We start from the raw sequence: 20,800 nt of genomic DNA, 5'->3' as shown, positions 1-20,800 counted from the left end.
AGATATATAATTCAGGTTGGGGTTATTGCTCTAGAACCCAATAGGAAAGGAGAAGAGAACTGAAATGAATGAGCTGAAAGAAATACAGGACTTAGAAAAAGCGATTAAAGCATTCGAGAATCTAATTAAAAAGGATCCTAATACTGTGCGAGGGCTTGAACAAAGGTTACAGCAACTGGCTAAAGACATTATTGAATTAACCAAATGAATGAAAAGCTCGCAGGAACGTGTATTTATAGCATACCGAAGATAGGAGCATGGTAGGCAACACTCCAGCCTGAAATATGCGTAATCGGGCTTCTGTGAGTTTATTTGTACTATAGAATAGTGTGTACTTCGAAGGGGACTTTTGCTGACTGTCAGCAAAAGTCCCCTCGCTATTTAATATTGATCGAGAAACATAGCTTACATACAAGTAATTAGGCTTGGTATCGACAAAAAACGACTAGAACTTACAAAGCAAGGAAAATAGATCGAAGAGAGAATACGGGGTTTCTCTAATTCTTAAATTCATAGTAAGTAGTTGACCAAATTGGAATATGATGATATTGTTGTCATGCATAAATAAATTTATGTCATACGGAGGTACGATGGATAACAGAATTGTCATACGATTGAGTGAGTTAGAGAAAAATGAATTGTCAACGATTTCTTATGAATTGGGTTTAAACTTAAGTGATTATGTCAGGAAACGTTTGTTAGGGGGAGGCTTAAGATCTGAGTATTTAAGTTTAATTAAGCAACGCATAAATAATTACAACGAGGGAGAACTATTCACAATTAAGGATGCTCTAGGTGAAATCCATTGGAGTTATTTGTCTAAAGCCGAAAAGAAGACCTTAATAGAGGATTTTATTGAGGCAATTGAAGATGACGAGTTAAATGTAGATGTAGCCAAAATAACTAAAAAGGGGAGATATAAATTCACAAAAATAGAGGACTCAGAGAGGGTACGGAGATTATTTAAGAACTATGTTGAGCAATATTATGAAGAAGATTAAGCAACTGGATAATGAGAATACGACAGTCGACATATTTCTGTAAAAAATCCTTGAGGAGTGTTGTTTATGAAGTTTTATATTATTTTTGATTCTGAGAAAAATGAAATGAATGCATTTAAAAAAAGAGAGAATGCGGAAAAGTGCCTATGCCTAGAACATGATAACGAAGCCAACTATGTTATTGAAGAACTTGATATACCAAAATCTAAAGACGGGGTAAAAAAGGAAACAGATGATAAGGAGTATAGCTACATTCCTTATATTTTTTATGGAGTCAAAATAAATGGGGAAATTATTAAGGCATTTAGAAATGAAGAAAAAGCAAATGATTACGCTTATGAATATAATGAGCAAGCCAAAAAAGATGCTATTGATGAATTAGAATTAGATGATGATCTTTCAGAAAGAGACATATTCGAACTGAACTATAAAATTGGTTGGGATTCTGGCGAAGCAAAGGTCAAGGAAGTATGGCCAGGGAAAACTGAGAGATATCAAGAATGTTATGAATTGTGGAAGAAATAAGTGCATTGAAGATTAAATAGGAAACATCACAAAGGTGTCTCCTATTTTAAATTACATATTTGAATTCGGATAAGGCTCTACAGATCTATTTAATTTTAAAAGGGCGAACGAAGGGTAGAGCTCTAAGGTAAAGGTTCATGAATACTCTCCATAAACATCTATTTAATACATTATAGTATAGCGTATAATCAGATTTTCTACCATATTTTGGCCTATTTATAAAGGGCCTATTAACATCGAGTGTAGACAACTAAATGAAGAAAGCTCGCAGTGGCCTGTATTTAGAGCATGAAGATCATAGGAGCAAATAGTTAACACTCCGGTCGGTACAATGCTTCAACAGGCTTCTGCGAGTTTATTTGTACTATATAATGATGGAGTACTTGGAAAGGGACTTTTGCCGATGCACAGCAAAAGCCCCTTCCGCCATTTCGGCGGAAGGGGCCAGTTCAAAAAAATGCTGTTGTACCTGCGGATTAAATTCCAGTTCAATGCTTTGTATGTCCTTCGGTACTTCAAAGTGAATTTGCCTGATGACGCTCTGGAAAAGGGTCTTCTGCGTCTCTGGTGGAGAAGAGTGCAGCAGTGAGTGGAATTGACCTAGCAATTGCTGCACCAGCTTCACCGGAATCGGGTCGGAGGTACACTCCATGAGGCGCTGCTCTACGTCGGTTTTACGCTCAAGGAGGCGTTCGTTCTGTTCCTTAAACTCGCTTAACCTTTCAATCAGCAGCCCCTCGTCCACTCCGTCCCTTTCGTACAGCTTGAAGTATTTCTTGCGCTGAGTGTCAATGGCGGCTATTTCCTTGTCGATTGCTTCCTGTTCCTTTTGTAAAGGAAACACGTTCACGGTCCGATCTTTGTTCAGCTTGCGCACAACGTCCTCCACAATCTTCGGCTTTTGGACAACCTCGGCCAGCCGATTGAACACATACTGCTCGACGTCGTCTGCCTTGACGGAGTTTGAACTGCACACCCGGCGGCCTCCGTTTCGGAAGGCGGTGCAGACGTAATAGCGTCTAACCACTTTTCTCCCGTCCTTCAGAGTGTCGCATACTCGATGTGCGCCTAGCGTAGCCCCACACTGCGGACAGCGCATGAGGCCAACCAGTGGGTACGTACCATCAAAGGTGCGGGGAGGGGAAAAGGACTTTTTCTGGAAAAGTGCCTGTACGACGTCCCACAATTCCATAGTAATGATGGGTTCATGAATACCTTCCTCGATCATCGGGTTGGGGTTGATGCCCTTGCGCCGCTTCTCGCTCCAGTCCTCCCGCACATTGTAGCGGATCTTCCCGATGTAGACCGGATTGTTGATGATTGTCTTAATCGCTACGCTGCTAAAGAAATTCCCCGGCTTGGTCCGGTGGCCCTCCCGGTTCATCTGGTTGGCAATACTCCGCAGGCCTTGGCCCTCCGCGTACAGATGAAAGATTTTGCGCACAACTTCGGCTTCCATAGAGTTGGGTTTAAGTACGATTTCGGTCTGCTTGCCAGAGGCAATCTCTACACCATCGTAGCCCAGCACTTGTCCGCCATTCCACTTGCCTTCCCGCGCTCGCTGCTTCATTCCCATCTTGACGTTCTCAACGATGATGCTCCGCTGGTACTCGGCGATGGAACCCATCATGTGCATCGTCATTCTGCCGGAAGCGGTTGACATGTCGAACTCTTTTTCGGTCACGCTGCGGAATATTACGTCATGGCGATTAAAGGTTTCCGTGAGGAATGTGATGTCGGCAAGCTTGCGTGAAAGCCGGTCCAAGCGCCATACCCAGACCTCGCGGATTTTGCCGCTCTCGATGTCCTGAAGCATGTCCTGAAGGGCAGGGCGCTTGCTCATGGATTTTCCGGAAATTCCGGCATCCACATATTCCTTGAACACCACCTTATGCTCTGCTCTGGCGCGCCTTCGCAGTTCCTCGAGCTGCGCCTCTATACTGAAGCCAAGCTCGGCCTGTTCGCTAGTGCTGACGCGAATATAGAAGGCTATCCCCTCAATGATGATTGGCGGAAACTCTAGCTGATTTAGTACGTTGACGGGTGCCCTTGTCCTTTTTCTGGGGGTGAGGGTCATGGTGCATCTCTTCCTTTCGTCAGGCAATTCTTCGGAAATGGGTGGTCTGAAGCAGTTCACAGGTCATTTCATATTCATCCTGCTTGGCGGACTGCATCTCCAGAAGGTAATGAATGACCAGCTTTGTTTTGCGGTCGGCCAGCGCTGCTTGTCTGGATGGTTGCAGGCGAAGATGGCTGGAAACCATTCCAGACAACAGGCTGATGAATAGATAGTAGGAATCGGACTCTTCATGAAACATAGATAATCCCTCCAGGGATGATTATTTTTTCTTGCGGTGCTCAATGATCTCGAAAACAAGCAGCGTGGCAGCGTTGATGAGGGCTAGGATCGCTTTTCTCATTGGGACAATTCTCCATGTTTTCTCAGCATTACATCAGCCCTCGTTCCTTCATACTGATGAAACTGCCATCGCCGATGATAATGTGATCCAGAAGGTCGATACCGAGCAGGGTTCCGCTGTCGCGTAGGCGTTCGGTAATCTCAATATCTTGTGGACTCGGAATTGGATTACCTGAAGGGTGATTGTGAAAGCACATCAGGGATGCGGCGTTGGTGAGCATACAAACTTTGAATACTTCGCGCGGATGCACCAGAGAGGCATTCAGGGTACCCACTGAAATGATCTGAAATGCGTTCGGTTGATTTTTAGTATCCAGTGTCATGACGCAGAATACTTCCCTGTCGCAATCCTCCATGAACTGGCGGAACAATTTAGCGGCATCGTCTGGTTTACGAATAATACGCTGCGGGTAGAGCAATGATGTTTTCTCACGGACCATGCGAAGGGAGACAAATTCAATTCGCTTGGCAACATTATTTTTACTCATGAACTGGTCCTCCCTCGCAGCGTTCTGTAAGCCAGTTTAGTGAGTGCTCGTCGAGCACAGCTGCTGGGATAATGTACTGAGCCAGCCAGTCGTTGTCCAGCAGAACTCCAGCTCTAAAGGTAATAGCGCCTGAGAAATCAAAGCGTTCCACGTACTCTACACTCATGGGATGCCCGTTTAACAGCGACAGCACGGGCACGTTGTCCCCTGGTTCACACAAAATGAGCGGGTGGGAGAGCAGATGCTCTAGTTCCTCACCCGGTTCAGCCTCTGCTTGCAGCCCCTCCAAAAGGTCGGAAATGAAGCGTTTCAGCATCTGAGGAAATGCTTCGTGGTCCAACTGAGCCAGGTCTTCCTGCGATTGAATGATAATCATGATCTTGCCCCTTTCTAGTGATAGATATGGATTCAAGATCATGATATTTGGTCCAAAAGGTCGTTAATTCAGTTTCGGAGCTAGGGGAGGTTACGTGCTCTGGCTACTCAAACCATCAATCATCTATATCATCCCAGTCGTATTGTTTGGGTGGCCAGTATACTCCATCGTCTTCGTTGAGAGGTGGCTCCTCATCATCTTCAAACACACAGCCATTGGAGCCATCATCAGAAAAATCCGGCTCGATGTCGTCGGCCTCGTCTGGGTTCGGGTGCAAATATTCGTCCGATTCATTGCTGATTTCACCGTAAAAGTCGCCCAACAATTCAAGGGTTTCGTCCTCGTCAGGATCAGAAGGATCTACAAATGGTACCACTGCCGCGACCCCAGCCCACAACCCTCCATTTCTCAGAGGACGATGCACAATGCGGATAAGGCATTCTTTGTCGATGATATCAATAGGGTCAAACTCTCCAGGCACATCACCCAGTAATGATTGAATGGCCCGTCCAGCTTTATTCGTCCTAGAGTAAGGAAGATTGTATTTTTCCTGTACTCTTTTTGACATGGACTGATGTTGAACCTCAAACTTAATTACTAGCTGATCGACCACGCCAAAAGGGGTTCTCACCCTTGTATCTATATAAGCTGCATCTACATTGGCGAAGAAGATTTTTTCGGGCAGATATACGTTTGGCGTATCGTTTCTGTACAGTGTCATTGTATTGACATCTCCTTTATTTTGAGTGTCCACCCTGTTCACCCTCTGAAATTTGGATGAAGACCCGTAATGAAAAAGGAATATGAATGTTTTTAGGACTCTTACCTTTTCAAAGGGTGAAAGGGTGGATTGAACAAATTTCCTTGCCTTACATCAACTCTTGCCTCACCCTGTATTTCTTTCCAAAAAGGGTAGAAGGGTCAGACTGAATCAGAATCGGCGGAATCAATTATTTTGACGACATGGACCCGAGAACTGGAAGAGGCGGAGATAACCTTTTTCCGGGTGAACTTGTTGCTCTCATGGTCGATCAGGCCCTCATCCTTCCAAAGCTGAAGAATGGTTGACGGATTTTCAAACCCACCCTGTTTCATGAGCGATTGAAAAACAGTAGGGTAGATGTATATTTCCTTTAAGGATTGGTCTTCCACAATCCATTTTCCCCAGACCGGTTCAATGGACGGAGCCACATCATTCATATAAAAATGGTTCTCGTGCATGTGAATGCACTCCATTAGATATTGGTAGGCACGCTTGCCTATATCTCTATGCCCGCTGGCTTGAGCGGTGGCGGAGATTAGAAGACTTGACATGGCCTGTACATCTAACCCCCAATTAAACGCCTCGTTCGCTAGTTCGGCGGTCATCAAGAGGATGGCGATCTTGTCGGATAGACGCTGAGTAAACGTATCAGCTTTAGAGAACGCAGCCTCAATACACTTGCTCCAGTTCCTCCGACGCATGTCTAACTGATCGAGGCCCTGTGTGAGCAGGTATTCGACAAACCGGGGGCCCGCGTGTCCGTGATGTTTCAGGAGCCCCTCCTTAAGGCGATTCGCGTTCTCCGCTGATTGGGTCCAAGGAATGTTGGACAATTCGGTAATGCGGATTTGGCTCCCCGCATTTTTTGAACTGCCGCTGCTCAGCGAACGCTCCCCGTTGGAGATAATTGAGCCACTCCATTGTCCGGAACGGCGAAGCGCTCCTTCGTTGTCCAGACGGCTCTTGTCCTTACCCGATGCCAACTGGTAAATCAGGTTGCCAAAGTCGCCCCCCAGCATGGAGGCTTCGTCAAAGGCGACAGGAAGGCCCTGTATATCCCTCAACTGGGCAAGAACCGCATTACGGGTCCCGTTCCAATCCTTGAGCAGGCTGGAATGGCCGACAATCGGTGTGCCGAATGTGGAGATGCTAAGCATGACTGCCGTCGTCTTCCCTTGCGTGCTATTCCCGCACAGATGGAACAGTAACACCTCTCCACCCGAAATATGGTTAATATATGAGGCGACGGGGGCGCACAGTCCCAAGACGAGTGCCAATTCCAAAGGCGGGTGGCCCATGACCTCTTTCTTGACTAGATGAAGCCAATCTTCGTAGGTCCCCTTGGGATGAATCTGCAGCGGACCGGCGTATTGAGAATCCATTCCTATGGCCTGGTCATGCTTAAACACAGGTCGACTCTGTGAGAAATCAAAGCCAACGGTGGAATGAACCCGCTGGAGCGGCAGTTGTTCTTCCTGATAACTAAGCCATCCTACAATAGCCCCTGCCTTCTGATCAGACACATCGACCCCGTACGCCAAAAGCTCTGAGATTTTTCGTGGGGTGAGTAGGCCTCTTGATATCTCTATCGTGTGACTGGAGCCTGCGTAATCAAAAGACAGCTCTAAGGTAATTTTGCCCGTGTCATCATTGAGTAGCCGACGTATGATTTCAACTCTTCTAGAGATAGGAGTGTAGGAGGCATCGTCAGTTCTTTTGTATAAGGTATTCCCATCAATAACATAAGGGGCGCTTGGGTTTGCTTCATCATTGTCATTGTTGTTAACCATCTGCGATCGCTCCTTCTACCTTTCAGGCAAAAAGTGATAAGTGGTTAGGCAGGAGTCCCCGGAGGGACTCTGCCTAGGGCTCCTAGCAGTAGAGAACGTCGATGTGGAAGCAGATGGAGGCCCCGATTATGCCCTGGTGAGCAAGCCGGAGGCGAATGTCAGGCCCATACATCTTATGTACGATGTACACAACATCCAGCACGGTGCTCACGTATTGTCCTTCCTCAGCCGCACAGTAAAACCGCATTTGGTCGCCGACAGTCTCTGAACTGAGGACGTCAAATTCTTGGGAGATCCTGCTGCTGAAATCTTCCAAACTTACCGTCTGGCTTTGTACTGGCAGCAGAATTTCATAGTGGGGCATGAACAGCAGTTGCTTCAGGGGCCAAGGGGTTTCTTTTTTTGCGTTCATGCTTACCGAATAGATGGGCGACAGGTGAGATTGAATCTTGGCTTCAATTTCACCGGGCTCAAACCTTTCGATGAGTTCAAACAGGGAGTCTTCATCGTCTATGGACTGCTCGCAAGCTGCTGCAAGCATTTCCGGCTGGGAACGATTAATCAGCACATCCCGATCGTACAGGTCCGACAGACCAGACTCTCCAACCGCGATGACATTTCCTGGTTTTACGCCGTGAATTTTCTCCAGTTGGGAAATGTAATTCATCGTGTCCTCCATAGAAACCGGGTTGTACGGCACGGACAGAATGACCTGTGTCTTTAGATACTGTGGAGTCGACGTTGGAGAGGGATTTGCCTGAATGAGAAGATAGGACTGGATAGCAAAGCAACCCAATTGAATCTGATTGATGATGATTGCTTTTTCCAACGGTTGTGCTGCACGAGCTTTTAAGGATACGTTTAACATTGTAAATTCCTCCTAGGAAAGTTTTTGGTGGTGGGTGCAGCAGAGCGGCCCGCACATGGGTGAGCGAATGAAATACATATCATGTATCTCTTTTCGTGCTGTTGGGACGGGGCGGCAGGAGCCCTAACCTTTTATTTGTTGTTGTCAAAGAGCTTGTTGAATTCTGTGTGACGGAGCAGCAGTATGTCCGCAGTGAGGGCAAAGTCAAGAATCCTTGTTCTGGTTTGATTCTTGAATTTATTTTAGGGTTCGCCAGAAGCATGTCGATTTAGCATTAGCAACAATCTCCTTTCAGGGAAGGTTTACTTGCTGCTACAGATTAACACTAGGATAGCTTTGGCTTCTTAGATGTCATTGAAGATTCTCTGCCCGAAATTCCACGCTAAAAAGCAGTAAGGCCTCAAGGGACTTACTGCAGCAGGGTCTCAAAAACTATATTATGATTTCCAAAAATGTGTCGTGATTTTTGGGATTGTTTTAATAATATTTTTATCAATCATTTCCTTATGCTTTTTGATGCTCTCTATATCTGTTCTCCTTATCTTAGAGAATGCTATTTTCATTCTTCTCTCAAAACTTTGAATGGCATAGAAACCAGTTGTGGGTCGATTTTTCAAAAGGTAGGCCTTTACTTCTGATTTTTGGATCGATGTTTGTTTTTTGTCTCTTTGGAAATGAAGAAGAGCTGATTGATTTCTTGGGGTCGTATACATTAGAAGATGTATGGGCGCTTCAACATTGTCATGGATATAATCTATTGTATCTTGAATAAACAGGTGATACTTTTTTCTGAACTCATCTTGGAATTTTCCTCTTATCCGTAATGACCGAGAGAACGATTTGACGGAAGAAATGTGCAGCGGTAAATGGGATAATGAGGGATCAACCTTGTCGTTGGATGAGCAACCTATATTGATTGCTATAAAGCAATAAAAAACCTTGGTATATCTGACAGTTTTAAATTCAACTTTGCCTCCGTCATTACCTAACTTGAAGACATGTATAAGCCAAATCTCTGAAGTTATCTCGTCAGTATCCTCCAAATAATTTTGAAGTTCCCTTGAATTTATTGAGGCGGCCGTTTCTTTTCTCGTAAAATCGGATTGCTCAAGTATTCTCCTGCATGTAGAGTAAGAGGCCTTAGTCTTTATCTGTAACATATGGGGATACCAAGTATCCAATAAAAAACCGTGTTTTAAAGGGCTCTCTTTTAATAAGTCTTGAATATTGGAATGAGCAACAACTTTCTTCCTGCCTCTTGTTTCCTCTGTGATGGAGTTAATTCCTGCTTCGTGATAATACTTAATGTATCGTTGGACAGTGCGCTGGCTAATGCCCATAATACTGGAGATTTCCGCAGTTGAGAGCGCATCTTTTAAGTGTAGCAAAATGCAAGTTGCCCTTTGGCTAACCCTTTTGTTTTTATGTTGAATTAAATCTAAGATTTCTTTAAAGTCCATCTGTTAACTCCTTATTTTTATTTTTATTATAACGTCTGTTCTATTCGGATTAACAAAAAAAGTATCACCCCAAGTAGAGGCGATACTTTTCTGATGTAACAAGAGAAATTAAAGGTATTGGCAAATCAAAAACTCCAGCTAAACTCCCCGTAATTAGTGATAATCGTGACCTTATACGGTTGGCGCCAGCCCGTTGCTGCCTTGAAATCCTCCCCCAATGTGTTCTTGAACTGGGTAAGAGGGAGACTGAACTTCTGGTTCTGCCCGTCAATGGTGATCGGGGATGCAGGCGTGTAGAAGTAGCTGTCCTCGACCTTGATTTGGGTGATTGTGAACGCTGGCTTCGGCGAGAAGTCACCCACTAAGTTGTCACCCACTAAGTTGTCACCCTCAAGGGCGATGGGACTGCCCATGTATCCGTATTTGATATCGTCAACGGCGGCCTCGTCAGCCTTAGTGGGTGTGCTTGCCTGATACGTCTCGGAGCGGACGATGGAGCCTGCATCGGTAACAAGGTTAATAAAATACATTTCCCCGTCTACTGGATTAAGAGGCCTGCCGCTGTCGTCCACAAAGGAAGCAAGATCAATCGTGATGCCTTCGTATCCTGGTGAAATGGGCAAAGAGGGAATCATGATTTTGCTGTAGTCCATGATTTGAATCTTTTGAATGCTCAGGTCACCCGACCAAGCGTCGATGATTTCTAGCTTCCCACTTTTCAGTTTGACGGACAGCTTTTCCAGCGCTTTTTGTTTGTAACTGGGCTGGCTGTCCAGATCGGGAATGCTGATTTCGGGGCTGATGCTTGTGCCTGAAGTCGATGATCCGTTGGTAAGTATAACGGTACTTGTCTTACTGTCGTACTTTACAGCATAATCAAAGGCTTCGGCTACGACTCTAGCTGGAAGGTACACCTTGTTTTGAATGGACTGGGCGGGCACCTCCAATTGCTTGAACAGCTTACCGTTAAGAGTGACCTGTTTCTTGCCGACTGTTACAGTCACAGTCTTGTCTCCTTTAATTGCGGTGACCGTCTGCGTCTTGGCGTCCCATTTAATTTGACCAACACCAAGGGCATTAAGCATCTCCCGCAGTCCGAAGAAAGTGGTGCCTTGTTGGATGAAGGAAGGGCTTGTGACTGCCGTTCCGTTGACGCTGAGCTTGACCGAAGCAGCAGAGGCGGTGCCACTGAGAAGAGTCAGGGCGGCGATGGAGGCAATAAACAGTGATTTGAGTTTTTTCATGAAATCGAATGCTCCTTTTAGAATGAGTGTGGTTGGAAACATAAGAAGAATGGACTTAAAACTTTTACTCAGCCTTGGCTATCGAACTGAACTGAAAGACTCCTTGATCGACCTGTAGAGCGGTGTACATCCATGAACTGTCGGTCGCTTTCACTGTACCGTCCGCCGCAATGACCTTAATCTGCTCCCGTACCTTCATCGTGAGCGTACTACTGTCCTCATCATAGGACGTCGATTGTATTTCATAATCGGTCATTTCCTCGCGGGTACCCATCTCGCTGAGCGTTTGAACAAGCTTTTGCTGCTGGGCGTAGAGGTCACTGTCGTACAGCAAATGGATCTCCACCAAAGAGAAATCTCCGGTGTTGATCGCTTCGATCAGGGAGTTAAGGTATCCTAGATAATTGTCCTGGAAGATGAAATCGTCGGACTTGGCGTTGCCGCCTTCGATGAAGCTACTCTCTTCAGTTGAGGCTAAGGTATCATTCGGCGCTATAACATTATTAGAGAAAACGCTTTGAAGAGCGGTTATTTGGTATATAGGTTCTGAGCCATCGTAAAAGAAAAGTTCACTCACTTCCTCTGGCTTGACGACAAACCCTACACGTAGATTTCGTTGTCCGCCGGAAAGAACAGTTGTAGTCTGATTATCCGCAGGCTCAACGGTCTCGGCTGTTGGGTCGTATTCAAGCAATTCCTTGTTGACTGTGAGCAAAATAAACTGGCTTGCTGAGACAGCGAGCGATTTGTTGGTCCCATTATGCAGAATGAGATCAAAAACCAAATACTGATGATCAAAAACATCTCGGGTTGTCTCTAAGTTATTTATATCAATTAGAAGTCCATCATAACCATCCTTCCGGTAATGCTCTGGGACAGTCGAATCCGCCGTTCTTGCATCTGGCGAAGGTGAGATGGTCGATGCTGGCTTAGGAGCTTTAGTCTGAATGGGGGCTTCCGTTACTTCTGGGGAAGGAGCAGGAGCAGACGCGTTTTTCTGACCGCAGCCAGACAAGAGAAGCAGGGATATCAATAGAGTTAAAGGTAATAGCTTCATAAATAGATGTCTCCTTAAAAATGGTATGGAAAATTAGTCCAAACAAGATCAATCACATTATAACATCAGTAGTTCTTTTGGGGTATATTTTTAAATAAAATACCCTATCGTCCCTTGGTGCCTTTTCTTTACTGAAATAAGGTTGGCATAGGGTGATGATCTTGAGCGAAATCATGAAAAAGGTCGGACAAGGAATTCGACATTTCCGCAAACAACGCAAAATGAGCCAAGAAGAACTTGCACATTTGGCTCAAGTACATGAAAGTTACATGGGTAAAATTGAAAGATCAGAGAAGGTTTGTTCTATTGAAGTGCTTGAAAGAGTCACAAGTGCTCTTGGCATTTCATTAGAAGCATTTTTTCGTTATGTCCAGCCTATTGATAGTGTCAAACAAGAAGAATTTACAATAGAAGAAATTGTTGATCAATTACGAGGACGTAATGAAGAGGAGCAAAAGAGGGTGTTGAGAGTAATTAAAGCACTCTTAGAGGATGATCGTAAGGAATGATTTGATGTTTAGGGCTGCAATATATACCTTTGATTAATCTGTAGTCTCTCTCCCGTATGAAGCTGGTAAAATCGCATATCTCTTGTGGACTGGTTGGCCTGCTCCGTAAAGGCACGACTGATTTCAGGTTTATCAAACACCCAAAAGTCTCTTTGCCGTTGCTGGCTAAAGAGGCTTATAAGTGCGTAATTGAAACTGGCCTCGTTGCAGATCCCGGCGGTTCCCACAGGCAGCATGTCCACAACCTCTCCTACTGTGAACTCTGTCGCAGAATTGCGTTGTGCCTCCAACGAAAGAAGGAAGCAGGCGAATAGTACGTCACAGTTTGCGCGCCCAACGATCTGTTCTAGCTTGAACCGCTGAGAAGTAATACCATCCCAAGTAAACGTGCGAATGCTGGGTTCTGTGGTCCGAAAGTCCGGCGACACCTGCTTGTAGGCGTGCCTGTTACCATATGCCTTCAAGAAACGGTCGAGCTTGACCCGTGAATCGTCCTTATAAGGTAACTTGTTAATGATGGAACGGAAAAAGGATGTGTAATCCTCCAGATCAGTAAACTCTAGTCCTAGGCTGGCCTCATTTTCAGAATGATTGATTTCTTGAAGCAGTTCCCGCATGGCTTCCATCCGGTGTCGATCCACGAGTTCAAAATCATTAGGACGTTGAAGGTGGAGCAGAAACGCTGCTGCCGAAAAGCCGGTGCTCCAATCTTGAAGTTGTCCCTGCCAGAACCGAAATATCTCCTGTGGCTCTGATGGCGCAATCGGCAAGAACTCCGGCCAGGCTTTGAGAATGGCAGCGATCGTGCGCGAAAAGGCTGAGGGCAGGCTTTGGCGTTGCCAGCCTCCGAAGTGCCAGCCAAGGGCCTTTTTAATCGTCTCAGGGAGAACAGAGGCCGGATTGCAGAAAATTTTGCACCACTCCTCCAACAGTTCTGCCGGGTATCGGGCGTAAGGAAAACGCCCCAAATGTTCGTCGATTCGCTCCTGAATGTTGGCGGCCACGGCACGCCTTTCTTTTTCGATTAATGTAATCATGATATGCTCCTTTCGGTTATTTACTTCACAAGAAATCCTTCAAAGAGTGCTTTTATCCAGTAATCAGCTTGTTATTTGCTGGACAAATCTGCGAACGGGTCTTCTGAGTTATTGCGTACACTATGCTCTTCCACTCTCGTTGCCTCATCATCATTCTTAGCTGCTGCTTCTCTCGCTTCGTCGGATACCCACAACGGCGTGGCTATTTCTGATACCCACTCTAAGGCTAATGCGTTTGGGCTTCCCTCAATGATTGGGGGTTCATCTATCAGAGCAGCCTCATTAACCAGCCGGATGATATTCCTGCACCAAGCGATATCAAGCTCGGTTCCGTCCCAGTATGGGTTAACAGCAGTGTCATTTTCCCTGTATGTCAGAGCGACTCTCAATTTCCAGTACGACTCCAAGGCTGCTCCATCCCCTGTGTTTCCCCTTGCTGAAACTGCCAAAAGATACGTTCTGCTGTCGTAATTAAACGTTCTGTCCAGAAATTCCAATAGTTTCTGCCTCATGCTTATGTTTGTGTGAAAGTCCTCTTTCATGTAAATCTCCTCCTATTTATTGGTGTTCAATATATTAATATTTGTCTCAAGCTCCTTGCTTTCCGATAAGTAAAGAGCCCTCGTTCGGTGTCTACATTTCAGGTTTGCTTTCAGAATGACGATATAGCACTGTCCAGCACAAAGAGACAGTCAACTATGCTGATTTCGTCTCGCAGTTGGTTGAAGTGGTTTTGGATGTGAGGGAGGTAGGGGAAGAGGCTGGCTGAGTGTAGGGGGGGGAGGTCTTGTTGGGTTTTGATGAATCTCATAGATTCACCTCAATTAGAGTGTATTCTCGGGCACTTCTAAGAAATATTGTATGTCTCAATTTCTTTCTATTACGCTCTGGATTGGCACATTTCTAGTGCAAGAATTGGGTTATTCTGGTATGCTTGGAGCGGGACTATTATACTAGTTTGCTTGTCGAGTTGCTTATAAAATGGAGAATAAGAGTCTTTACATAATATACAGTGTGGTTATGAGGGAGAAGATGGCTAGATGACTCTACCTATAGGGAAAAATGAATATCTGATGGGATCTACCCCCGTTTTTGGATACGGAGTCTCGTACTCTGAATTAGAATTAGACGTTGCATTATCTGGTCCAGTTGCAGAGATAGTTTTTGATATTGAAGGAACTGCTGATTTAACAGACCTACTTGATAGTGTAATTGATACAGATTTTGATCGTAATGAGCTAAAACGTGTATTAGAGTCTGAAAAGAAACCAGAAAATTGGCGAGTTGGCGAAGCACTAGCAGAGTTATTTCTAACTTGTCACAAGGCTTGTTGCTTTCCGTGGCCTGATGGTCGGGATGAGAGAAAGTCCGGATCAAGCTTGCCTGGAGCAGATTTAGTAGGGTTTAAAGAAATTAATGATGATGCATTTTTTACCTTTGGTGAAGTTAAAACATCTACTGAAAGTGGTTATCCACCTGGTGCAATGTATGGGCGAACTGGATTGAAACAGCAATTAGAAGATCTGCGTGATAAAGTGGGTATTCGAGATGATCTTGTAAGGTATCTTGGTCATAGAGCTGTAACGGCCTCTTGGAAAGATTTATATATTCGTGCGTTTAAGAAGTATATTTCAAATAATAAAAGCGTACACTTATTCGGACTACTAGTGCGGGATGTTAAGCCTCATGAAGACGATCTGAGAGTAAGGGTACTTTCATTAGGGAAGGATTGTTCTAATGAAATGTCAATTGAATTACATGCGTTATATTTACCTGAAGAAAGTATTAGTAAACTGAGTGAGAAAGTAATGGCAACAAAAAGGGAAGGTGCTAAATGATAGTTAATACTGATTCCCTAGAACAGATTGATAATCATTGGGCGGTTATGGCGCTGGACTCAGAACTCCAAAAGGGGCAGAAGATAGCTGAGAATTTAATTGTAAAGAATGCTGTAGGCAATCAAATATATTTAGGTGGAGAAAGTTCTCAGTATGAACAAGAGGTAATTAATAGGTTATCAATGGCGTATGAAATGGTAGCAATAGAAGGATTAAACGCGGTGCTGAGACCAACTAGTTCTAATGACGAACTATTAAAACAATGTACAGCGGGATGTTGGAAAGCTTTTGAATTTAGACGCTTAATGCATATTCCTACTGAGAAAACAGATAAAATCCTACATATTCTTCATGTATCTGCGTTGGCCTATTGCGGTGACAGATGGTCAGACCTTAGACGGTGGTACTATGAAAATAATGAGTTTACTAATGTCGGGATAGATCAAGATATGACATGGGATATGCGTCTTCTGATTACACTTTATGAATGCTGGCTACGACTTTTCAGAAAGAATGGCTGGAAAGATTTAAATGATATTAGTTCTATTATAGGTAAATTAAGAGAGGATCAAAAAACGTTTGAATCTGGAGCATTAAATAATTCTTCACAGACACATGGACGTGTAATGGCACTACGTTTAATTGGTCTATACCACTGGGCAAAAGCAACAGAGTTACTTGCGCTTTACATGTTACAGGGAGAGCCAAATGATATAACAACACAACTCGATAAACATTTTGAGTCTGGTGTTGAAGCTGCTAATATATCAAAAGATTCTCAATTAGAGGTTTTGTTACGATGGTTACATGCTGCGTCAAAACAAATGGTAAGCGGCTCTCTTTGGTCATTAGCTCGAGCTGGCAACTCGAGAGTCACACAATTTGTAAAAAATGCAATATCAAATCAGGCACTCTTTGAATTGCTACCTCCACAAAGAATTGCAATACAAGAACAAGGCTTGTTGGACCCAGCAGCAACTGCCGTTGTTGTTGAAATGCCAACATCTGGTGGCAAGACATTACTTGCTCAATTTAAAATATTGCAGGCACTTAATCAATTCAATTCCGAGTCTGGCTGGGTTGCATATGTTACGCCAACGAGGGCATTGACATCACAAATAACTAGAAGATTGCGGCGCGATTTCTCACCATTAGGTATTCAGGTAGAGCAGTTAACAGGTGCTATTGAAGTAGACGCATTCGAAGAAGATATGCTTTTGGGTTTAGGAAGTGAGCGTCCATTTGATGTACTGGTCGCAACTCCAGAAAAATTACAACTGATTATAAGAAATAATAAGATTTCTCGTCCATTAGCATTAGTTATTATGGATGAAGCTCACAATATTGAAGACGAGACCAGAGGACTTAGAATAGAGTTGTTATTAGCCTCAATTAAGCGAGAATGCAAAAGTGCAAATTTTCTATTATTAATGCCATATGTCGAAAAAGCAGAAATTCTCGCTCGTTGGTTAGCACATGATGTAAATGCAGCAAGAACAATTAGTTTAGGAAGCTCCCCGTGGAAACCTAATGAAAGAATAGTTGGCATGTATCATACTGTACCTGATGATTCTGTTCGAGCGGGATGGAGATTAAAGTACAGAACATTAGTGACTAGCCCTAAAACAATTCATTTAGATGGAGAGCATTACGTAGGAGAAGTAAAGCCTTTTAAAATTCCGAAAAGTAAAATGACCAGTCTGAGTCTACAGACTGCTGCAATGGCAACAATTATGTCTGGTAGGGGTACAAGTATTGCTGTAGCTAATAACATTAATTCTGTTTGGAATATGGCACGTAAAATATGTGAGACCTTACCTATACTAAGCCAAATACCTGAAGAAATAGAACTCGTGTGTAAATTTATTCAAACGGAGGTTAGCGCTGATTTTGAATTAGTTGATATGCTTTCACGTGGTGTAGGAGTACATCACGCCGGCCTCTCAGATGAAATACGTTCCTGTATAGAATGGCTAGCGGAGGAAGGAAAGCTTCTTGTGCTTTGCGCTACTTCAACTATAGCTCAAGGGATTAACTTTCCTGTATCATCCGTATTCTTAGCCTCTCGTTTCGTACCGCTTGGACGTCGTTCAAAAGAAATGTCACCAAGGGATTTTTGGAATTTAGCTGGACGAGCAGGACGAATGGGGCAAGATAGTGTTGGGGTAGTAGGGATTGCGGCTGGTGATAAGCCAGCTGATATAGTGAATTATGTTAGTCGTGCAACGGGAGAAATCGTATCTCAGTTAGTCACGATGATGAATGACCTGGAGGAAGCAGGGAAATTAAATCAATTATCAATGATAATCCAAGATGAACAGTGGGAAGACTTTAGATGTTTTATTGCACATCTATGGAATGAGAAGAAGAATTTGGAACTTGTTTTAGCCGAAACGGAACAACTATTACGTAATACATTAGGTTATGAAGTATTACGATCTTCGGCTGATGGTGATAAGAAGGCGCGTTACCTACTTGAGGCTACTAAGGATTATGCAAAGAAATTATCATCTAACCCAGGAAATACAGCATTAGCAGATATGACAGGATTTTCACCTGAAGGAGTAGGAAGAGCTCTAGCTGGTATGAATCAATTAGAAAATAAGCTTACCGCTTCAGATTGGTCTCCTGAAAGTTTGTTTGGTACTGGTACTGCTTTAGCAGATCTTTATGGAATAATGTTAAGAGTGCCTCAACTTGCTAATTCACTTGAAGATATTGGAGGAGAGGGCCAAGAGAAAAAATTGCTTGCAGAGATAACTCATGCTTGGACCAATGGCATGAGTATCAAGGATATAGCAATTCAGTTTTTTAAGGGAGACCAAACAAGTTCTATTACAGAAGCCTGCAGGGCTATATACCGAAATTTAGTTAATGCGGGGACATGGGGGATATCAGCATTAAGTCGAATGTCAGGCATTGATTTTGAGACATTGTCTGAAGCTGAAAAAAGAAAAATAAATGTGATACCTGCCATGATATACCATGGAGTAAGCACGGAAGAAGCTGTTCTAATGCGAATGAATTCTGTACCCAGAAGTATGGCAGAGAATCTCGGAAAAGAATTCAGAGGAAACATGAAAACCAAAGAAAAAGCTCCTGATGTAAGTGAGGCAAGGAAGTTTTTACAGCGTCTTGAGGAATCAGATTGGGAAAAACTCCGGCCTAAAGAATCTTATCTTTCTGGAAAAGAATATAAAAATGTTTGGGAGTTGCTATCAGGGGGAGAGATTTAAACTAGTTAAGGACACAGAAGGTGAGGTGTCCTTTTTTATATTTTACACCGATTTTTTTAAGAATGTATCGCCCTAGTCTTATTATTTAAAATATAATAAGGTCAGTGTTACATTTCTTAAGACGGTGGCGATTACTTATTAAACCAAATTATGCGGGTATCTGTGTTGAGTTGCTTAAGACTATGGGGCCTATGTTGGGAAGCGAGTTGCAAGAACAACTCATTTATAAAACCAATGTCAAACCAAATAACGCTAGACAAATCTTATTAAGGTTACGTAATGAAAAGGTAGTATTAACAACGGAACCAGTGAAATTTGCTAGAAATCAATTACTTTATTTTCTTCCGAAACAAAATTTAAAGGATAAATTAAAGGGTGTAATTCCAGACCATGGACAAACATTTCACCGATTATATCAAGCGCTTGTTGAACAACAAGGTTTTCTCCATATAAGCGAATTCGCAAAAATTTGTGCCGGTGTTGTTAACAAAAAGGAAAAGGAGAATCTAGCATTAAAGCAGAAGGATGTATATCAAATTATTGATGAATTATTACGGTTACAAATTATAGAACCTTTACTCGACCATGGTTCAGAACGCTTTATCGTTGCGAAAAAAGAATGGGTTCCTACAGTCAAGCTTGATGAGAACAACATTCAAAAGAGACTAAAAGATTTATCCTTTTCTAATGATTTTACTGAAAGTTTGTTAAAGTGGTTAGAGAGAATGAATTTAGCAGGCACCAATAGTACTCACCTATTTACACAATTTGATAGAGATCATTTTAACGGATTTTATTGGAATGCAATAGGATACTCCTATCTATGGGGATTGTATAAAGCAAATGAAATAGATCCTTTTAATCCTTCACTTGAGAAAACCCCTTCATCAATAGTAATAGAGTCAGTTTTGCACAGAGTGATGAAAAAGTATGATGTTGCAGGGTTTATTGCACGTGTCAGTGTTTTATACGGAAGGCTTAGAGTAAAGGATAATTATAGAATAATACCTATATGCTTTGTTCAAAGTATTGAATCAGATGCTCTTCAACTGGCAAGACAAAGAGGAATAATGGTTATCTCAATTTCTGAGGTTTTCGGAACCAAAATTGCTGAAGCAATTAAAATGGTTAGAGAATTGGATCCGCGTAAAATTGATCCAGAGGCATTAGCGGCTGTACTTGCAGCATCAGATGCCAGTGGTCATGATGGGAAATTCGGCTCGCTAAAAGGATATGTTTTTAACTTTATAGTCGCTTCAATGTTTAACAATCAAGGTTACAATTCAAAAATTGGGTGGAAGTATGAAGCATTGAATAAGAAATGTGAATGCGACGTTGTGATATCAGTGGATGATGAATATCTTCTGGTTTGTGAAGCAAAAGGATACAACGAAGGGACTCAGATACAACTTGGAGAGTCTGAGGATGATTCAGATACAGTTAAAAAGTTTTTTGAAAAAACTTGTAGAATCGTTGAAGCTGCAACTGGGAAAAAGGTTTTTCCTGTTTTTATAACATCAGGTGAATTCACACCACAAGCGCTAGAATATATGGAGGAATTCAGAAAAAGAAAAGCCATATCGAAGTTTTTAAAGATGAGAAATTTCCCTACCAGTGTATATCTTGATCGCAAAGGGTTAATGGATTTATTTGGGAATTCACAAATATATACTGAACATAAAAAGATACTAAAGGAGTTTTTTAGAGATCATAAAAAGGATAAAATAAACGGAAACAAAGGAGAAGAAGTGATTCATTAAATAAATGAAAGGAGCCTTCCTGGTTAGGAGGGCTCTTAAAACTTGCCGCTAAAGACAGCGCGGTGAACCGTATCATAAGTAGGGCGAAAAAAACAGTAAATAAAAGAGGTAAGAGAACCTGTATTAGTAGTGGAAAAAGGTGCTATAGAAATATGTTTATCCCTCTAGAGATGGGCTCTAGGGGGATTTTGTGCGACCAAATGAGACAATATTTTCTATATTTATGGTATGATTGTGGTAAGTGGAGGGCTTTTTAGTCGAAAGTACTTTAAGAAAGTGATCAAATAGCGGATTTCGCGAATAAGTGCAGCGAGCCAACTCCCCGTCAGGGCTGGCTCAAATACTTAGGACTTAATGATTTATATAGTATTTTTTCAGTTGTTATAAGGGAAGGGTTAACATGCTAAAGCTGCAAGAGCGGTCTTACGA

General features: G+C 43.0%; 19 protein-coding genes. 7 read left to right on the top strand and 12 right to left on the bottom strand.

Annotated features, from left to right (window positions below):
* The first annotated feature begins 64 nt into the window (after positions 1–64).
* The 3 genes from HPT30_RS22150 to HPT30_RS22140 all read left to right on the top strand — a co-directional run bounded on the left by HPT30_RS22150 (position 65) and on the right by HPT30_RS22140 (position 1,526).
* Positions 65–208 carry a hypothetical protein gene (locus tag HPT30_RS22150; RefSeq protein ID WP_175373491.1) on the top strand — a complete coding sequence of 48 codons (144 nt, stop codon included), beginning with the start codon at positions 65–67 and terminating at the stop codon, positions 206–208.
* Positions 209–590: 382 nt separating this feature from the next.
* Positions 591–1,001, top strand: coding sequence for a DUF1413 domain-containing protein (locus HPT30_RS22145; protein WP_175373490.1), 411 nt, complete (start codon positions 591–593; stop codon positions 999–1,001).
* A 66-nt stretch (positions 1,002–1,067) separates the two neighbouring features.
* Positions 1,068–1,526, top strand: a complete 459-nt coding sequence (locus HPT30_RS22140; protein ID WP_175373489.1) for a hypothetical protein — start codon at positions 1,068–1,070, stop codon at positions 1,524–1,526.
* 364 nt (positions 1,527–1,890) lie between these two features.
* Here HPT30_RS22140 and HPT30_RS22135 read toward each other — a convergent pair whose 3' ends face one another.
* From HPT30_RS22135 to HPT30_RS22090, 10 genes are all read right to left on the bottom strand, one after another.
* Positions 1,891–3,603, bottom strand: coding sequence for a recombinase family protein (locus tag HPT30_RS22135; RefSeq protein ID WP_175373488.1), 1,713 nt, complete (start codon positions 3,601–3,603; stop codon positions 1,891–1,893).
* 19 nt (positions 3,604–3,622) lie between these two features.
* A complete protein-coding gene (locus HPT30_RS22130; RefSeq protein WP_175373487.1) occupies positions 3,623–3,844 on the bottom strand; it encodes a hypothetical protein in 222 nt (73 codons plus the stop codon).
* 130 nt (positions 3,845–3,974) lie between these two features.
* Positions 3,975–4,433: a JAB domain-containing protein gene (locus HPT30_RS22125; RefSeq protein ID WP_175373486.1), complete on the bottom strand. Its 459-nt coding sequence runs from the start codon at positions 4,431–4,433 to the stop codon at positions 3,975–3,977.
* On the bottom strand, positions 4,426–4,851 hold the full coding sequence (locus HPT30_RS22120; protein WP_175373485.1) for a hypothetical protein: 426 nt from the start codon (positions 4,849–4,851) through the stop codon (positions 4,426–4,428). Before HPT30_RS22120 ends, HPT30_RS22125 begins: the two co-directional genes overlap by 8 nt.
* Positions 4,852–4,924: 73 nt before the next feature.
* Positions 4,925–5,530 carry a hypothetical protein gene (locus HPT30_RS22115; RefSeq protein WP_175373484.1) on the bottom strand — a complete coding sequence of 202 codons (606 nt, stop codon included), beginning with the start codon at positions 5,528–5,530 and terminating at the stop codon, positions 4,925–4,927.
* Positions 5,531–5,730: 200 nt separating this feature from the next.
* A complete protein-coding gene (locus tag HPT30_RS22110) occupies positions 5,731–7,362 on the bottom strand; it encodes a DUF927 domain-containing protein (RefSeq protein WP_175373483.1) in 1,632 nt (543 codons plus the stop codon).
* 82 nt (positions 7,363–7,444) lie between these two features.
* On the bottom strand, positions 7,445–8,230 hold the full coding sequence (locus HPT30_RS22105; RefSeq protein ID WP_175373482.1) for a hypothetical protein: 786 nt from the start codon (positions 8,228–8,230) through the stop codon (positions 7,445–7,447).
* Positions 8,231–8,667: 437 nt separating this feature from the next.
* Complete coding sequence (locus HPT30_RS22100; RefSeq protein WP_175373481.1) at positions 8,668–9,690, bottom strand: helix-turn-helix domain-containing protein; 1,023 nt, start codon at positions 9,688–9,690, stop codon at positions 8,668–8,670.
* Positions 9,691–9,815: 125 nt separating this feature from the next.
* Positions 9,816–10,934 carry a copper amine oxidase N-terminal domain-containing protein gene (locus tag HPT30_RS22095; protein WP_175373480.1) on the bottom strand — a complete coding sequence of 373 codons (1,119 nt, stop codon included), beginning with the start codon at positions 10,932–10,934 and terminating at the stop codon, positions 9,816–9,818.
* A 64-nt stretch (positions 10,935–10,998) separates the two neighbouring features.
* Positions 10,999–11,991: a TcaA NTF2-like domain-containing protein gene (locus tag HPT30_RS22090; protein WP_175373479.1), complete on the bottom strand. Its 993-nt coding sequence runs from the start codon at positions 11,989–11,991 to the stop codon at positions 10,999–11,001.
* Positions 11,992–12,152: 161 nt separating this feature from the next.
* On the opposite strand from HPT30_RS22090, the gene HPT30_RS22085 reads away from it, so the two are divergent.
* On the top strand, positions 12,153–12,500 hold the full coding sequence (locus HPT30_RS22085; protein ID WP_175373478.1) for a helix-turn-helix domain-containing protein: 348 nt from the start codon (positions 12,153–12,155) through the stop codon (positions 12,498–12,500).
* A gap of 8 nt (positions 12,501–12,508) precedes the next feature.
* On the opposite strand, the gene HPT30_RS22080 is transcribed toward HPT30_RS22085, so the two are convergent.
* Positions 12,509–13,537, bottom strand: coding sequence for a hypothetical protein (locus HPT30_RS22080; protein ID WP_175373477.1), 1,029 nt, complete (start codon positions 13,535–13,537; stop codon positions 12,509–12,511).
* A gap of 71 nt (positions 13,538–13,608) precedes the next feature.
* Positions 13,609–14,079: a hypothetical protein gene (locus HPT30_RS22075; RefSeq protein WP_175373476.1), complete on the bottom strand. Its 471-nt coding sequence runs from the start codon at positions 14,077–14,079 to the stop codon at positions 13,609–13,611.
* A 498-nt stretch (positions 14,080–14,577) separates the two neighbouring features.
* Between HPT30_RS22075 and HPT30_RS22070 the strand changes: the two genes are divergently transcribed.
* The 3 genes from HPT30_RS22070 to HPT30_RS22060 all read left to right on the top strand — a co-directional run bounded on the left by HPT30_RS22070 (position 14,578) and on the right by HPT30_RS22060 (position 20,371).
* On the top strand, positions 14,578–15,375 hold the full coding sequence (locus HPT30_RS22070; protein ID WP_175373475.1) for a hypothetical protein: 798 nt from the start codon (positions 14,578–14,580) through the stop codon (positions 15,373–15,375).
* A complete protein-coding gene (locus tag HPT30_RS22065) occupies positions 15,372–18,611 on the top strand; it encodes a DEAD/DEAH box helicase (RefSeq protein WP_175373474.1) in 3,240 nt (1,079 codons plus the stop codon). Before HPT30_RS22070 ends, HPT30_RS22065 begins: the two co-directional genes overlap by 4 nt.
* Positions 18,612–18,817: 206 nt before the next feature.
* Positions 18,818–20,371 (top strand): hypothetical protein, encoded by a 1,554-nt coding sequence (locus tag HPT30_RS22060; protein WP_175373473.1) that lies wholly within the window; start codon positions 18,818–18,820, stop codon positions 20,369–20,371.
* The last annotated feature ends 429 nt before the right edge of the window (positions 20,372–20,800 follow it).

The organism is Paenibacillus agri (assembly GCF_013359945.1).
GTDB lineage: Bacteria > Bacillota > Bacilli > Paenibacillales > Paenibacillaceae > Paenibacillus_AQ > Paenibacillus_AQ agri.
Note: the sequence above shows the minus strand (reverse complement) of the source record. Positions and strands in the feature narration are given on the sequence as shown.

What these genes read in the sequence shown, in the direction of transcription:
- HPT30_RS22075 (WP_175373476.1), bottom strand. Translation starts at nt 14,079, where the DNA reads ATGAAAGAGGACTTTCACACAAACATAAGCATGAGGCAGAAACTATTG.
- HPT30_RS22125 (WP_175373486.1), bottom strand. Translation starts at nt 4,433, where the DNA reads ATGAGTAAAAATAATGTTGCCAAGCGAATTGAATTTGTCTCCCTTCGC.
- HPT30_RS22115 (WP_175373484.1), bottom strand. Translation starts at nt 5,530, where the DNA reads ATGACACTGTACAGAAACGATACGCCAAACGTATATCTGCCCGAAAAA.
- HPT30_RS22095 (WP_175373480.1), bottom strand. Translation starts at nt 10,934, where the DNA reads ATGAAAAAACTCAAATCACTGTTTATTGCCTCCATCGCCGCCCTGACT.
- HPT30_RS22080 (WP_175373477.1), bottom strand. Translation starts at nt 13,537, where the DNA reads ATGATTACATTAATCGAAAAAGAAAGGCGTGCCGTGGCCGCCAACATT.
- HPT30_RS22065 (WP_175373474.1), top strand. Translation starts at nt 15,372, where the DNA reads ATGATAGTTAATACTGATTCCCTAGAACAGATTGATAATCATTGGGCG.
- HPT30_RS22105 (WP_175373482.1), bottom strand. Translation starts at nt 8,230, where the DNA reads ATGTTAAACGTATCCTTAAAAGCTCGTGCAGCACAACCGTTGGAAAAA.
- HPT30_RS22100 (WP_175373481.1), bottom strand. Translation starts at nt 9,690, where the DNA reads ATGGACTTTAAAGAAATCTTAGATTTAATTCAACATAAAAACAAAAGG.
- HPT30_RS22135 (WP_175373488.1), bottom strand. Translation starts at nt 3,603, where the DNA reads ATGACCCTCACCCCCAGAAAAAGGACAAGGGCACCCGTCAACGTACTA.
- HPT30_RS22110 (WP_175373483.1), bottom strand. Translation starts at nt 7,362, where the DNA reads ATGGTTAACAACAATGACAATGATGAAGCAAACCCAAGCGCCCCTTAT.
- HPT30_RS22090 (WP_175373479.1), bottom strand. Translation starts at nt 11,991, where the DNA reads ATGAAGCTATTACCTTTAACTCTATTGATATCCCTGCTTCTCTTGTCT.
- HPT30_RS22145 (WP_175373490.1), top strand. Translation starts at nt 591, where the DNA reads ATGGATAACAGAATTGTCATACGATTGAGTGAGTTAGAGAAAAATGAA.
- HPT30_RS22120 (WP_175373485.1), bottom strand. Translation starts at nt 4,851, where the DNA reads ATGATCTTGAATCCATATCTATCACTAGAAAGGGGCAAGATCATGATT.
- HPT30_RS22140 (WP_175373489.1), top strand. Translation starts at nt 1,068, where the DNA reads ATGAAGTTTTATATTATTTTTGATTCTGAGAAAAATGAAATGAATGCA.
- HPT30_RS22150 (WP_175373491.1), top strand. Translation starts at nt 65, where the DNA reads ATGAATGAGCTGAAAGAAATACAGGACTTAGAAAAAGCGATTAAAGCA.
- HPT30_RS22070 (WP_175373475.1), top strand. Translation starts at nt 14,578, where the DNA reads ATGACTCTACCTATAGGGAAAAATGAATATCTGATGGGATCTACCCCC.
- HPT30_RS22130 (WP_175373487.1), bottom strand. Translation starts at nt 3,844, where the DNA reads ATGTTTCATGAAGAGTCCGATTCCTACTATCTATTCATCAGCCTGTTG.